At 46.9% G+C, this 14,295-nt stretch carries 10 protein-coding genes; 4 read left to right on the forward strand and 6 right to left on the reverse strand.

Translation table 11 applies throughout. The annotated features are described in order from the left end of the window. Positions 1–84: 84 nt before the first annotated feature. From secA to F752_RS0118745, 6 genes are all read right to left on the reverse strand, one after another. Positions 85–3,477, reverse strand: coding sequence for a preprotein translocase subunit SecA (gene secA, locus F752_RS0118710; RefSeq protein ID WP_017733282.1), 3,393 nt, complete (start codon positions 3,475–3,477; stop codon positions 85–87). Between the two features lie 227 nt (positions 3,478–3,704). Next, positions 3,705–4,493: a diaminopimelate epimerase gene (gene dapF / locus F752_RS0118720; protein WP_040664893.1), complete on the reverse strand. Its 789-nt coding sequence runs from the start codon at positions 4,491–4,493 to the stop codon at positions 3,705–3,707. Positions 4,494–5,041: 548 nt separating this feature from the next. Then, positions 5,042–5,395, reverse strand: a complete 354-nt coding sequence (gene rplS, locus F752_RS0118725) for a 50S ribosomal protein L19 (RefSeq protein ID WP_017733285.1) — start codon at positions 5,393–5,395, stop codon at positions 5,042–5,044. Between the two features lie 96 nt (positions 5,396–5,491). Then, positions 5,492–6,190: a tRNA (guanosine(37)-N1)-methyltransferase TrmD gene (trmD, locus tag F752_RS0118735; RefSeq protein ID WP_017733287.1), complete on the reverse strand. Its 699-nt coding sequence runs from the start codon at positions 6,188–6,190 to the stop codon at positions 5,492–5,494. A 109-nt stretch (positions 6,191–6,299) separates the two neighbouring features. Continuing rightward, the gene (gene rimM / locus F752_RS0118740) at positions 6,300–6,827 is read right to left on the reverse strand and encodes a ribosome maturation factor RimM (RefSeq protein ID WP_017733288.1); all 528 of its coding nucleotides are present in this window, start codon (positions 6,825–6,827) and stop codon (positions 6,300–6,302) included. A 15-nt stretch (positions 6,828–6,842) separates the two neighbouring features. Then, entirely contained in the window at positions 6,843–7,406 is a 564-nt protein-coding gene (locus F752_RS0118745; RefSeq protein ID WP_017733289.1) for a 30S ribosomal protein S16, read from the reverse strand. Between the two features lie 370 nt (positions 7,407–7,776). Between F752_RS0118745 and F752_RS0118750 the strand changes: the two genes are divergently transcribed. From F752_RS0118750 to lpdA, 4 genes are all read left to right on the forward strand, one after another. After that, positions 7,777–10,569, forward strand: a complete 2,793-nt coding sequence (locus F752_RS0118750; RefSeq protein ID WP_017733290.1) for a 2-oxoglutarate dehydrogenase E1 component — start codon at positions 7,777–7,779, stop codon at positions 10,567–10,569. Between the two features lie 83 nt (positions 10,570–10,652). Then, on the forward strand, positions 10,653–12,272 hold the full coding sequence (odhB, locus tag F752_RS0118755) for a 2-oxoglutarate dehydrogenase complex dihydrolipoyllysine-residue succinyltransferase (RefSeq protein ID WP_017733291.1): 1,620 nt from the start codon (positions 10,653–10,655) through the stop codon (positions 12,270–12,272). 30 nt (positions 12,273–12,302) lie between these two features. Continuing rightward, positions 12,303–12,671, forward strand: a complete 369-nt coding sequence (locus F752_RS0118760; protein WP_017733292.1) for a four helix bundle protein — start codon at positions 12,303–12,305, stop codon at positions 12,669–12,671. Between the two features lie 38 nt (positions 12,672–12,709). Then, positions 12,710–14,110: a dihydrolipoyl dehydrogenase gene (gene lpdA / locus F752_RS0118765; RefSeq protein ID WP_017733293.1), complete on the forward strand. Its 1,401-nt coding sequence runs from the start codon at positions 12,710–12,712 to the stop codon at positions 14,108–14,110. The last annotated feature ends 185 nt before the right edge of the window (positions 14,111–14,295 follow it).

The raw sequence follows: 14,295 nt of genomic DNA on the forward strand, positions 1-14,295 counted from the left end.
AGGCAGGTTTTGGAAGCTTCAATAAAAAATGCCGCAACTCTTGAGCTGCGGCATTCAGTAAATATTTTTTAGTCTTATATCCTTTTATTCAACATCAATTAAAACACAACGGCTGGCCTTAATGTCTTCTTCAACGGTTTTGAATTTAACGTTTTTCTTAACCGTGCCATCGGCATACTGCACGCTTACCCGGTCATTACGGCCGGCTACCTTATCGGACTTAACAGGAGCTACTTTCTCTGCTACCTGTGTATTACCTCCTGTGGGGCGGCTGGTGTTCTGGTGACTGTTACCACTCAGCAAAGAGCCGGACTCTTCTTTCTGTTCCTGCAGGCGCTGCTCCTGCTGGCGCTGGCGGGCCGCTCTTGCCTCCTGTACTTCCTGGGTATTGCGTACCGGCAGGTGCGATTTTAACAGGAAGGAAATGGTGTCTTCATTAACCCTGGCAATAAAGCGTTTAAACAGCTCAAAAGCTTCGAACTTATAAATCAGGAGTGGGTCCTTCTGCTCATAAACGGCATTTTGCACCGATTGCTTCAGGTCATCCATTTCGCGCAGGTGGTCTTTCCACAGCATGTCGATAATTGAAAGTGTAATGGATTTTTCCATCGACACTATCATTTCCTTACAATTGGTTTCGACGTTGCGCTCCAGGTTCGACTCCACGCCTATCTGGCGCTTACCATCGGTAAAGGGCACTACAATGTTTTTAACCGTTGCACCCCTGGTTTCGAATACATCCTTGATAATCGGGAAGGCCTGCTGACGAATTCGCTCGTTTTTGTTTTTATAATGCTGATACGACTTGCTGTACAGTTCATTCAGTAAAACCTTACTGCTTATTTTGTGGAAGTCTTCCCTCGAAATTGGGTAATCATAACCCAGCACTCCAAGTACAGTGAGCTTAAAGCTGTCGTAATCGTCTACGCCTTTGGTGTTCAGGAGTATGTCTTCGCAGGTATCGTACAGCATATTCATGATGTCGAGCTGCAGTCTTTCTCCATACAGGGCATTGCGGCGGCGGGTATAAATAACCTCCCGCTGAGAGTTCATTACGTCGTCATACTCCAGGAGTCGCTTACGAATGCCGAAGTTATTTTCTTCAACCTTTTTCTGGGCTCTTTCAATGGACTTGGTAATCATGGAGTGCTGAATAACCTCGCCCTCTTCGTAGCCCATGCGGTCCATGAGGCGGGCAATACGGTCGGAACCGAAAAGGCGCATCAGGTTGTCTTCCAGCGATACAAAGAACTGTGATGAACCTACATCGCCCTGGCGGCCGGCACGCCCACGAAGCTGTCGGTCTACCCTGCGCGATTCGTGGCGTTCGGTACCTACAATGGCCAAACCACCGGCTGCTTTTGCTTCAGGAGAAAGCTTAATGTCCGTACCACGGCCCGCCATGTTAGTGGCAATGGTTACGGTGCCTGCTTTACCGGCTTCCCCTACCACTTCGGCTTCCCGGGCATGTTGCTTGGCGTTGAGTACCTGGTGCTTTATTTTGCGAATATTGAGCATCCTGCTCAGGAGCTCCGAAATTTCCACAGAAGTAGTACCTACCAGTACAGGTCTGCCGGCCTCGCTGAGTCTAACAATTTCGTCGGCTACGGCATTAAACTTCTCGCGCATGGTTTTGTACACCAGGTCCTGGCGGTCGTCGCGCACAATTGGTTTATTGGTAGGAATTACCACTACATCGAGCTTATAGATGTCCCAGAATTCTCCGGCCTCTGTCTCGGCGGTACCCGTCATACCGGCCAGCTTGTGGTACATCCTGAAGTAGTTCTGCAGGGTTACCGTAGCATAGGTTTGGGTAGCATCCTCAATTTTAACATTCTCTTTGGCTTCAATCGCCTGGTGCAGGCCATCGCTGTAGCGTCGTCCTTCCATTACACGACCGGTCTGCTCATCAACGATTTTTACCTTACCATCGGCCAGAATATACTCTTGGTCGCGCTCAAAGAGGGTATAGGCTTTCAGTAGCTGGTTTACCGTATGGATACGGGCCGATTTGGCGGCATAATCTTTAATCAGCTCATCTTTGCGGTTAACCTTTTCCTCATCGCTTAGCTCGCTGTTATTTTCCAGTACTGCTATTTCTCCGCCAATGTCAGGCATAATAAAGAACTGCGGGTCTTCGCCATCATTGGTAATCAGGTCGAGACCTTTTTCCGTCAGTTCAATGCTGTTGTTTTTCTCTTCAATCGTGAAATAAAGCTCTTTATCTGCCTCCGGCATGAGCTTGTTGTTTTCAGCAATGTAAATATTTTCTGTTTTCTGAAGTGCCTGGCGAATGCCTGGTTCACTCAGGTATTTTATGAGTGGCTTATACTTTGGCAGGCCACGGTAGGCTCTGAGGAGCGCAAGACCGGCTTCCTCACTCTTTATATCTTCGGAAAGGCCTTTCTTTGCCTCCTGCAGAAACTGAGATACTACCTTCTTCTGTGCATCTACAAGACGGGAAATCCTGGGCTTAATATCATGGAATTCGTGTACATCTCCTTTTGGTACCGGACCGGAGATAATGAGGGGCGTACGGGCATCGTCAATCAGTACGGAGTCGACCTCATCTATCATGGCGAAGTGGTGCTTCCGCTGTACCAGGTCCTCCGGACTGCGGGCCATATTATCGCGGAGGTAATCGAAGCCAAACTCATTATTGGTTCCATAGGTAATGTCGGCCCGGTAGGCATTGCGGCGTGCCTCTGAATTTGGCTGGTGCTTATCGATACAGTCGATGGTAAGGCCGTGGAAGTTGAAGAGCGGGGCCATCCACTCGGAGTCACGGTTAGCCAGGTAGCTGTTTACCGTAACCACATGCACTCCCCGGCTCGCGAGTGCGTTCAGAAAGGCAGGTAGGGTAGCCACAAGGGTTTTACCTTCACCCGTCGCCATTTCGGCTATTTTACCCTGGTGTAATACCACTCCACCAATTATCTGCACATCGTAGTGGAGCATATCCCAGGTAATTTTATTGCCGGCCGCCAGCCACTGGTTATGCCAGATGGCCTTATCGCCTTCAATGGTTACATGCTCTTTCTTTGCTGCAATTTCGTGGTCGAACTGGTTGGCAGTTACTACGAGTTTTCCATTTTCTTTCAGGCGGCGGGCAGTGTCTTTTACAATGGCAAAAGCCTCTGGCAGCACATCGAGCAGAACGTCTTCCAGCTCTTTGTTTCGTTCTTCTTCGAGTCTATCGATTTGGTCGAATATTCCTTCCTTGGCTTCAATATCCAGGTCGGGCTGGTCGGCAACCTGCTGGTGGAGTTCAGCAATTTGCTTGTCAATACTTTCCAGGTGCTGGTCTATTTTTGCCCTCACCTCATGGGTGCGGCTGCGAAGCTGGTCGTCGCTGAGGGAGGTAAGCTTATTATACTCCTCATTTACCTTGTCGACATAAGGCAGCAAAACTTTTACGTCTCTCTCTGACTTCGTTCCTACAAGTTTCTGGATGCCTTTGGTAATAAAATCAAACATAGGATGCGTATTATCGGACTGATTTCAATATCTATTCTAAAAACCCTTAAAGTTAACAGCTTTTCCTTAAATATTGGTAATGCGGAAAAGGGTTCCTTATGGAAGCGGGCTGTTCTTCAGCATTTGTAAAGCTGAGGTATGTAATAGGCTAAACAAAATTTGTGCATGAATGGTGCAGTATGACTAAATGGCAGTAAAATGTTTTTCTTTCTGCGTTCATTCCTGCTTTACTTCTTTGTATCGACCTTAATGATTCCTTCGAAAACAGGTGTTGCAGGCCCTGATAGGTGAATGTCGGTAAACTGATCTTCGCCTTTAATGGTAAAGGCCACCTGTAGCTGCCCGCCGGGTGTAATCATTTTAACGGGCGACTTATAGCCAAGGTAACTGCTGGCAAGGGCAACTGCCGTTACGCCTGTGCCGCAGGAGAGGGTTTCGTCCTCTACCCCGCGTTCATAGGTACGTACATATACCTTTCCGTCTTCGGTAGGTTCTGCAAAGTTTACATTGGTCCCTTCTGCTTTATAAAGATCGGAGTGGCGAATTTTTCTTCCTTCTTCTACCACATTAATGCTGGGGAGCTCTTTTACAAAGCGAATATAGTGAGGAGAACCGGTGTTAATGAAGAGATCCTCTTCGAAGCGCTCTACCTTACTTACATTGTGCATGCGCAGGTATACCTGGTCCTTGAGCATATAAGCCTCGTGCAGGCCATCGATAGCCATGAACTGGGCATTTTCTCCAATTATTTTTAAGGAACGGGCAAAATGGACTGCGCACCGGCTTCCATTGCCGCAGAGGCTCTGGCTACCATCGGAGTTGAAGTAAACCATCTCGAAATCAGCCTTCGGGTGTTCCTCAATCAGGATAAGACCATCGGCTCCAATGCCAAACCGGCGGTGGCAAAGCTGCTTCACGAGTGGAATATTTTTTCGGTCGAATCGCTTATCACGATTATCGATCATGATAAAATCGTTACCTGTGCCCTGGTATTTATAGAATTTAATTTCCTGCATTGCAATAAAAGGTGTAGGCTGCAATATACGTTATCTGCATTATTTATGCCTGAATTGTTAAACAGTTTGGAGAAGAAAAGGCAATGTTCTTCCCGGGCTTTCCTGCTATATTCTTTCGTAGTATTGTATTGGGTGAGGGGAAAATAAAAAGCCTTTACTGCACAAGGCAATAAAGGCTCTCACAGTTAACTTCTGTGTTTTCACAATGGGTTAAAGTTGGAAATGTGAAATTTTGTAGGCAGTTAATTGTTACTGCAAGATATTATATTCTGATTTATTTGCAACATAAAATACAATATTTTGATAATGAAGTTTTAATATTGTTATTTATAGGATAATGTTTTGTAAGAAAGAGGTTTTGCAACTAATCCAATAGTTGCATTTTTCTAACATTTAGTTTACGGGCTGGTAAATGCTGGCTTTGCAAGCGAAAGGATTTGGCGGGAGTGCGGGGAGCTGCTTTAATTTGGAAGCTACAGGAAGAGGAGAGGGCATAAAAAAAAGCCATGCATTTGCACGGCTTTTCTTTTTGTAGAAGGCAGAGCTTCTTACAGTTTTTCTTTGATACGAGCAGCTTTACCCTGGCGGCCGCGAAGGTAATAAAGACGGGCACGGCGAACCTTGCCTCTGCGGAGTACTTCAATTTTGTCGATGCTTGGAGAAACGATTGGGAAAATCCTTTCCACGCCTATGCCATTCGATACTTTACGTACTGTAAAGGTTTCTCCGTTGGTGCCTGCATTCTTGCGCTGAATAACAGTGCCCTGAAACTGCTGAACACGCTCTTTGTTTCCTTCTTTAATTTTAACGTGTACGTTAATAGTATCGCCAGATTTAAAAGAAGGGAATTTAGAAACCTGTTCCTGATACTCCTTCTCTATGAATTTAATTAACTCGCTCATAGCTTTAATATGTTCCTTGTGTACTTTTTTCTCTCCGTAAAAACGAACTGCAAATATAGAATTAATTTTGTAAAAAGCAGAAGGTGCTCTGCTTTTTTATTTCTCATTTTCCCCTTCCGAACCTTTTAGCAGGTCGGGGCGCCTGTGGGCGGTGCGCTCCAAGGCTTTCTGGTGCCGCCACTCTTCAATTTTTCCGGCATGGCCGCTGAGTAGCACATCCGGTACCTTCATTCCCTGGAAGTCTGCCGGTCTGGAATATACCGGTGGTGCAAGTAGGTTGTCCTGAAAAGAGTCTGACAGGGCAGAGGTTTCATCGTTCAGTACGCCGGGCAAAAGCCGGATAATGGAATCGGCCAGTACGGCAGCAGCCAGTTCACCTCCGCTTAAAACATAGTCTCCTATGCTTATTTCTTTGGTGATGTACTTTTCCCGCACCCTTTCGTCCACTCCTTTATAATGGCCGCAAAGAATGATGAGGTTTTTCTTCAGGCTCAGGGCATTGGCCATACCCTGCTCCAGGCGAGCCCCGTCGGGCGTCATATAAATAATTTCGTCGTAGGTCCTTTGTTCCTGCAGGTGCTCTATACAGCGGGCAATAGGTTCAATCTGCAACACCATGCCGGCTCCTCCGCCATAGGCGTAATCATCGACCGAGCGTTGCTTGCTGCTGCTATAGTCGCGCAGGTTGTGGACCACTACCTCCACCAGGCCTTTTGCCTGCGCACGCTGGAGAATGGAATGTCCGAAAGGACTTTCCAGTAGCTCGGGCAAACAGGTGATGATGTCGATGTGCATAGGGTGAATGGTGAGTTATATGCTGATATGCTAATGAGTAAATAATCGATACTGAACTTCCTGTGCCGGCCCATTATTACATTAACTTATCAGCACATTAGCATATTAATTACTCTTCCAGGTAGAGCTCGATAAGACCATCGGGAAGTTTTACGTGGAGGCGTTTATTGTCGCGATCTACGCTTTCAATCAGCTCGTCCGTAATCGGGAAGAGCACTTCTTTTCCTTTATGGTCGCAGGCAGCCAAATCCTGGCTGGAGTTACTGAAGACTTCTCTTACCGGACCTATGGTACCAAAAACCTCGTCAATTACTTCAAAGCCTATAATTTCGTGGTAGTAAAAGGCTTTTCCTGAAAGTGGAGGCAGGGCATTAAGCGGAAGATACAGCTCTTTTCCTGCCAGTTCTTCTGCAGCCTCAATATTGTCAACCTCTTCAAACTTCAGGATGCTCTTCTTAGGCGTAATTTCCAGGTGTTCAATAAAAAATGGAATCAGTTTATTGTTGATGTCAACAAAAACCGATTCCATTTCTCTGTATTCTTCAGGAGAATCCACATCCAGAAAAGCTGCTACTTCGCCGTTAAGGCCATGAGGCTTGGTAATATACCCCAGTAAGTAACAGTCCTCTTTTTGCATGGCTCCTTAAATAGCTTATGCCTGAGTGTTTTCTTCCTCAGTAGTATCTCCTTCAGCAGCCGGAGCTTCAGTGCCTTCTTCTTCGGCAGGAGCTTCAGCGGCTTTTGCAGCAGCTTCTGCTTCTTCCTGCTTCTTGCGGAGCGCTTCGGCACGTGCTTCTTTTACTTTAGTCTCAGCTTCGTGACGTGCTTTTGCAGCAGCAGCTTTATCAGAAGCCAGTTGCTCAGTTTTGCCGGCAATTTTCGCTTCTTTCTTTTCTGTCCAGTCTGCAAGACGCTTGTCAGCTTCTTCCTGAGTGATAGCTCCTTTTGCAACACCAATTTGCAGGTGCTTGCGGAACATTACTCCGCGGTAGCTAAGCATGGCACGAACGGTATCGGTAGGCTGGGCGCCCTTCATTACCCATTCGAATGCTTTCTCTGCATCTACATTAATAAATGCAGGATTCACATTTGGATTGTATGTTCCAATCTTTTCAATAAAGCGACCATCACGTGGTGCTCTGGCGTCGGCTACGACCACGTCGTACATCGCCAGTTTCTTGCGGCCTCTGCGGGCCAGTCTGATTTTTACAGCCATAGTTTGCTATTGGTTTAATCGATGGAACCCGTCCATCTAACAGGTTGCAAAAATAAAACATTTTCTTAAGATATCATAGATGTGCATAGATTTATCCTGCCCCGGGAGTTAAATATTGGCCTGGATAATAGGGTGGAACCAATTTTATTTCTTTATTTCATTAAATCGGGCTTTTTTTAATCAATATCGCTTCTGTCTTGTTGAGTAAAAAGGCTGTTTTAGCGGTTGACGGGCAAACGAGCAGAGAGAGCCATTGATGGCTGGATGTTAATAAGCTGAAAAACAGTGATATTTGTATAAGCGATTATAGGGTTTTGAAGTTCTGAGAGCTTTTGTACCTTTGTAATTTAAACGACCTACTATAATATCCATGGATAAATATTCTTACATCGCCAACGCGCATGGCAATTATATAGATGAGCTTTACGAAGCTTATAAAAAAGACCCGGCTTCGGTTGATCCCAGCTGGCAGAAGTTTTTTGAGGGCTTCGAATTTTCCCGCGAGTCGTACGACCTGCTGCCCGGCCAGAATGGAAAGGCCTCTTCCAATGGTCGAAATGGAGTAACTGAAATAGAGAAGCCTGCCGTAGGTGCTCCTACCATTACCGATGGTAATCCAAAAGAGCTTAATGTAAGTCAGCTGATTCATGCTTATCGCTCCAGGGGCCATCTGCGTGCCAAAACCAACCCTGTGCGGGAGCGTCGAAACCATAAGGCCTACCTCGATATTACAGATTTCGGCCTTACCGAAGCCGATCTGGACACAGAATTCCAGGCCGGGAAGGAAATTGGCATCGGCAAAGCCACCCTGCGTAAAATCGTAGAAGCGCTCCGCTATATATATGTAGGCACGGTTGGCTTTGAATATATGTATATCCGCAATGCCGATATGCTGGAGTGGTTCAAGAAGAAGGCCGAAGAAGAAGCTTTGAACTTTAACCCTTCGCTCGAAGAAAGGAAGCAAATCCTCCGCAAACTAAATGAGGCTGTGGTGTTCGAAAATTTCCTTCACACCAAATACCTCGGACAGAAGCGCTTTTCCCTGGAAGGGGGCGAATCGACTATTGCCGCCCTCGATGCTGCCATTACTCATGGCGCTTCGCTTGGAGTAAAGGAAGTAATGATTGGTATGGCGCACCGCGGTCGCCTGAACGTGCTGGCCAATATCATGGGTAAAACCTATGAGCAGATATTTACCGAGTTTGAAGGTACTGCAGATCCGGACCTTACCATGGGTGACGGGGATGTAAAATACCACATGGGTTACAGTAGCCAGATAAAAACACCTGCCGGGCAGGAGGTAAACCTGAAGCTGGCGCCAAACCCTTCACACCTCGAAGCGGTGAACCCGGTGGTAGAAGGTTTTGTGCGTGCCAAGGCAGAGTTCGAGTATGACAATGACCTCAATAGCGTACTGCCTGTCCTGATACATGGCGATGCGGCCATTGCCGGACAGGGCATTGTATATGAAGTGGCGCAGATGAGTAACCTGAAGGCTTATAACACCGGCGGTACCATTCACTTCGTCATCAACAACCAGGTCGGTTTTACCACCGACTACGACGATGCCCGTTCTTCTATCTATAGTACCGATGTTGCCAAGGTAATCGATGCACCGGTGCTGCACGTGAATGGCGATGACCCGGAGGCTGTTGTTTTCTGTATGAAGCTGGCGGTAGAGTATCGCCAGAAATTCAACAATGATATTTTCATCGACATGGTGTGCTACCGCCGCCATGGGCATAACGAGAGCGATGAGCCAAAATTCACGCAGCCGCAGCTCTACTCCAAAATCAGCAAGCATGCCAATCCGCGCGAAGTATACAATAAGCGCCTCATTGAAAAAGGGGAGGTAGATGCAGACCTGGCACGTAAAATGGATGAGGAGTTCAAGCAGTTGCTGCAGGACCGCCTCGATATGGTGAAGCAGAAACCGCTTCCTTACCAGTACCAGGAGCTGGAGAAAGCATGGCAAAACCTGCGCCGCTCCAAGCCCGAAGATTTTGACCAGTCGCCCGACACCGGCGTGCCGATGAAGGAGCTGGAGAAGGTTGCTAAAGCGCTTGTAAAAGTGCCGGAAGGCTTTAAGCCGATTAAGCAGATTGAAAAGGCACTGAAGCTGCGCAACGAAATGTTCTTTAAAACCAAAGAACTCAACTGGGCAGCAGCTGAGCTATTGGCGTACGGCTCCTTATTGCTGGAAGATAAAATCGTTCGCCTGGTGGGGCAGGATGTGGAGCGGGGAACCTTCTCGCACCGCCACTCGGTGTTGCACGATGCCAAAACCAATGAAGCTTATAACAGCCTTAACCATATAGAGGGTGCCAGGGAGCAGTTCAGGGTATACAACTCCCTGCTTTCAGAATATGGCGCCATGGGCTTTGAATTTGGCTATGCCATGGCCAACCCGCATGCACTCGTCATCTGGGAAGCCCAGTTTGGTGACTTCGCCAATGGTGCGCAGGTAATGATTGACCAGTTCGTTACCCCATCTGAAACCAAGTGGCAGCGGATGAATGGCCTTGTGCTGTTGTTGCCTCATGGCTATGAAGGGCAGGGGCCGGAGCACTCCAATGCTCGTCCGGAGCGCTTCCTGCAGCTATCGGCCGAATATAATATTGTGGTGGCAAACGTAACCGAACCATCGAACTTCTTCCACCTGCTGCGCCGCCAGCTGGCATGGCCTTTCCGGAAGCCGCTGGTCGTAATGTCACCGAAGTCGCTGTTGCGCCATCCGAAGGTAGTTTCGCCTATGGAAGAGCTTACAAAAGGCCGCTTCCGCGAAGTACTGCCCGACACTTATGTTGACAAGAAAAAGGTGAAGCGGGTACTGCTGTGCACCGGTAAAGTGTATTATGATCTGCTGGAGGAACAGGAAAAAGAAAAGCGTAAAGATGTGGCCATTGTCCGCGTAGAGCAGCTGCACCCTTTCCCGGAAAAGCAGATAGAAGCACAGCTTGCGGAGTACGACAGCAATGTAGAGGTGTACTGGGTACAGGAAGAGCCAAAGAATATGGGTTACTGGGCCTTTATCCTCAGAACTTACGAAAGCCGTCGTCTGAAGGTGATTGCCCGTAAAGAAAGCGCCTCTCCTGCTACCGGCTACAATAAAGTGCATGGGAAAGAGCAGACCGAAATTGTTAAAAAAGCATTTGAGTTATAATTGCTTGCGCCAGGTACTAAAGCGGTACCTGGCACTTTTACTTATTTTTTAAGAAAATACTACAGAACCAAACCTAAAATAAAATGGGCTTAGAAATTAAAGTGCCTGCCGTTGGCGAATCAATATCCGAAGTAACAATTGGCCAGTGGTTTAAAAAAGAAGGCGATTACGTTGAAATGGATGAGGTAATTGCCGAGCTGGAATCTGATAAAGCAACTTTTGAATTACCAGCCGAAGCGGCAGGTGTACTGCATATTTCAGTAGAAGAAGGAGAAACGGTAGAGGTAGGCGCTGTAATATGTGTGATTGAGGAAGGTGAAGGTGGAAGTGCCCAGCCTGCAGCCCCAAAAGCAGAAGCCAAAGAAGATGCTTCCAGAGAAGGAAAAGTATCGGAAGGTAGTAAAGTAAAATCGGCAGGTGATGATTCAGCCGGAGCTCCTGCCCCTGAAAAAGCAAGCGGCGAAGCCAAAGTAGTGGATATGATAGTGCCAACCGTTGGGGAGTCTATAACAGAGGTAACGGTTGGGCAATGGCTGAAGGAAGACGGAGACACTGTTGAACTGGATGATATTATTGCCGAAATTGAGTCGGACAAGGCCACTTTTGAGCTTCCTGCTGAAGCGAGTGGTGTACTTCGCATTAAAGCACAGGAAGGCGATACCATTGAAATTGGCGGACTCATCTGCCAGATAGAAGTAGGTGCCGGTCAGTCTGCAGGAAGAACGGTCCCGGCCAAAGAAGAAACTTCTGGTGCATCAGCTGCCTCATCATCTTCCAAAGAAGGAAAAGAAAGCTATGCCACCGGTCATGCTTCTCCGGCGGCCGCTAAAATTCTGGCTGAAAAAGGAATGGATGCCAGTCAGGTAAAAGGTACCGGCGTGGATGGCCGCATTACCAAAGAAGATGCGGAAAAGGCACAGAAATCACAGTCCAAAGAAGTGCGTTCGGAGCCTTCCAGAGCGGAGGAGCGTGTGGTAGAATCTTCTCCATCAGCAGAGGGCGATAGAAACCAGCGGAGAGAAAAAATGAGCTCGCTGCGCAGAACAATTTCCCGCCGCCTAGTGTCCGTGAAAAATGAAACGGCTATGCTTACCACCTTTAACGAGGTGAACATGAAGCCGATTATGGATATCCGCAGCAAGTATAAGGAGCAGTTTAAAGAAAAGTACCAGGTTGGTCTTGGCTTTATGAGCTTCTTTACGAAAGCGGTATGTGTAGCCCTGCAGGAGTGGCCTGCCGTAAATGCTCAGATTGATGGAAATGAAATCGTATACAACGATTTTGTGGATGTTTCCATCGCGGTTTCTTCTCCAAAAGGTCTGGTTGTACCGGTGGTGCGCAATGCCGAGCAGATGAGCTTTAACGAAGTGGAGGCGGATATCCTTCGTTTGGCGAAGAAAGCCCGTGACGGTAAGCTGAGCATAGAGGAAATGACGGGAGGTACCTTCACCATCACCAATGGAGGTGTATTTGGTTCCATGATGTCTACGCCTATCATCAATGCACCACAGTCAGCCATCCTTGGTATGCACAATATTGTGGAGCGTCCGGTAGCAGAAAACGGAGAGGTAGTCATTCGCCCGATGATGTACGTGGCGCTGAGCTATGACCACCGCATCATCGACGGCCGCGAATCAGTAAGCTTCCTGGTACGTGTAAAAGAACTGCTCGAAGATCCAACAAGATTGCTCTTGGGAGTCTAATTATGAATTAGAAATTAGAAATTAGAAATTGTGGAAAGTGGTAGAGCATCTGAAAATATCATTCTGACAAAGAGCTATGATTTTGCTCTGAGGGTGGTGAAAGCATATCGCTTTTTGACAGAGGAACAAAAAGAATTTGTTCTTTCTAAGCAGCTACTGCGGAGTGGTACCTCTATTGGGGCGAATGTTGAAGAAGCCGTTGCCGCAAGTTCTAAAGCTGATTTCATTCATAAGCTCAATATTGCAGCAAAAGAAGCTAGGGAAACTTCCTACTGGCTGCGCCTCCTCAGGGACAGCCAGTATTTTCCTGATAAAGCTTTTTCTTCAATCCATAATGAATGTCTCGAAATTAGAAAAATTTTAAGTAGTATCCTGATTACGCTTAAGAGCAAGACCTAATTTCTAATTCATAATTTTTAATTTCTAATTCAAAAGAAATGCAATACGACGTAACGGTTATCGGTTCAGGGCCCGGCGGGTATGTGGCGGCTATTCGCTGTGCACAGCTCGGATTAAAAACAGCCCTCGTAGAAAAATATAATTCACTCGGAGGAACCTGCTTAAATGTAGGATGTATTCCTTCCAAAGCTTTGCTCGACTCTTCAGAGCACTATCATAATGCGGCTCATACTTTTAAAGAGCATGGCATTGATCTGGAAAACCTGAAGGTGAACTTCGGACAGATGATCGGACGGAAACAGGAGGTGGTAAAGCAAACCGTTCAGGGAATCGACTTCTTGATGAAGAAAAATAAAATCGATGTAAAAACCGGCGTGGGTTCTTTCGTGGATAAAAACACCATTAAAATAACCGGCGAGGACGGAAAAGAAGAGCAAATTAATACAAAGAATACCATTATTGCTACCGGGTCAAAGCCGGGTAGCCTTCCTTTTATAAAAATTGATAAGGAGCGGATCATCACCTCTACGGAGGCATTAGAGCTTAAGGATATTCCAAAGCATCTGATTGTAATCGGAGGTGGAGTGATAGGCCTGGAGTTAGGTTCAGTATACAATCGCATTGGGGCGGAAGTTACGGTTGTGGAATATATGGATCGCCTCATTCCTGGAATGGATAGTACCATGGGCAAAGATCTCCAGCGGGTGCTGAAAAAGCAGGGTTTCAAGTTTAATCTGAGTACAAAAGTAACTTCAGTCGAGCGTAAAGGCGATGAGGTAATTGTAAAGGCTGAAGATAAGAAAGGAAATGAGGTAGAGATTAATGGAGACTATTGCCTTGTTTCTGTAGGTCGGGTGCCTTACACTAAAGGCTTAGGTCTGGAAAACATTGGAGTAAAAACTGATAAAGCCGGCCGCATAGAGGTAGATGAGCATTTGTCTACTGGTGTCGAAGGAGTTTATGCTATTGGCGATGTGATAAAAGGAGCCATGCTGGCGCACAAGGCCGAAGAAGAAGGAGTATTTGTGGCCGAAACAATTGCAGGCCAGAAACCACACATCAATTACCTCTTGATTCCGGGTGTGGTGTATACCTGGCCGGAAGTGGCAGGAGTAGGTTATACAGAGGAGCAATTGAAAGAGCAGGGACGGGAGTACAAAACAGGATCCTTTCCATTTAAAGCCTCCGGACGTGCTCGTGCTTCGATGGATCTCGACGGGCAGGTAAAAGTACTGGCCGATAAGAAAACAGATGAAATATTAGGGGTGCACATGATTGGCCCGCGAGCGGCAGATATGATTGCAGAAGCTGTAGTGGCTATGGAGTACCGTGCATCGGCGGAGGATATTTCCCGCATGAGCCATGCCCACCCCACTTTTACAGAGGCAATAAAAGAAGCCTGCCTTGCTGCAACAGGTGATAGGGCACTTCATATATAAAGTACTGCACCAAAAATTATAAAGCTTTCCCCCTGGCTCTTTCTTTCTGAAGGCCCTTGGGGAAAGCTTTTTTATTGGCAGAATAAAGGCGGCGAAACAGAAGGAAATAGCTGTGGAAAGAGGAGAATCCGGAATAAAGGGGAGGTAGAAGAAGAAGTTTCGGAATGGGGTGAAAATACTTTTGA

The organism is Nafulsella turpanensis ZLM-10 (assembly GCF_000346615.1).
In the GTDB taxonomy this organism is placed as follows: domain Bacteria; phylum Bacteroidota; class Bacteroidia; order Cytophagales; family Cyclobacteriaceae; genus Nafulsella; species Nafulsella turpanensis.

Excerpts from the sequence above, each read along its gene's own strand:
- F752_RS0118745 (WP_017733289.1), bottom strand. The coding sequence starts at position 7,406 with ATGGCTGTAAAAATCAGACTGGCCCGCAGAGGCCGCAAGAAACTGGCG.
- trmD (WP_017733287.1), bottom strand. The coding sequence starts at position 6,190 with ATGCACATCGACATCATCACCTGTTTGCCCGAGCTACTGGAAAGTCCT.
- odhB (WP_017733291.1), top strand. The coding sequence starts at position 10,653 with ATGGGCTTAGAAATTAAAGTGCCTGCCGTTGGCGAATCAATATCCGAA.
- secA (WP_017733282.1), bottom strand. The coding sequence starts at position 3,477 with ATGTTTGATTTTATTACCAAAGGCATCCAGAAACTTGTAGGAACGAAG.
- rplS (WP_017733285.1), bottom strand. The coding sequence starts at position 5,395 with ATGAGCGAGTTAATTAAATTCATAGAGAAGGAGTATCAGGAACAGGTT.
- rimM (WP_017733288.1), bottom strand. The coding sequence starts at position 6,827 with ATGCAAAAAGAGGACTGTTACTTACTGGGGTATATTACCAAGCCTCAT.
- dapF (WP_040664893.1), bottom strand. The coding sequence starts at position 4,493 with ATGCAGGAAATTAAATTCTATAAATACCAGGGCACAGGTAACGATTTT.
- lpdA (WP_017733293.1), top strand. The coding sequence starts at position 12,710 with ATGCAATACGACGTAACGGTTATCGGTTCAGGGCCCGGCGGGTATGTG.
- F752_RS0118750 (WP_017733290.1), top strand. The coding sequence starts at position 7,777 with ATGGATAAATATTCTTACATCGCCAACGCGCATGGCAATTATATAGAT.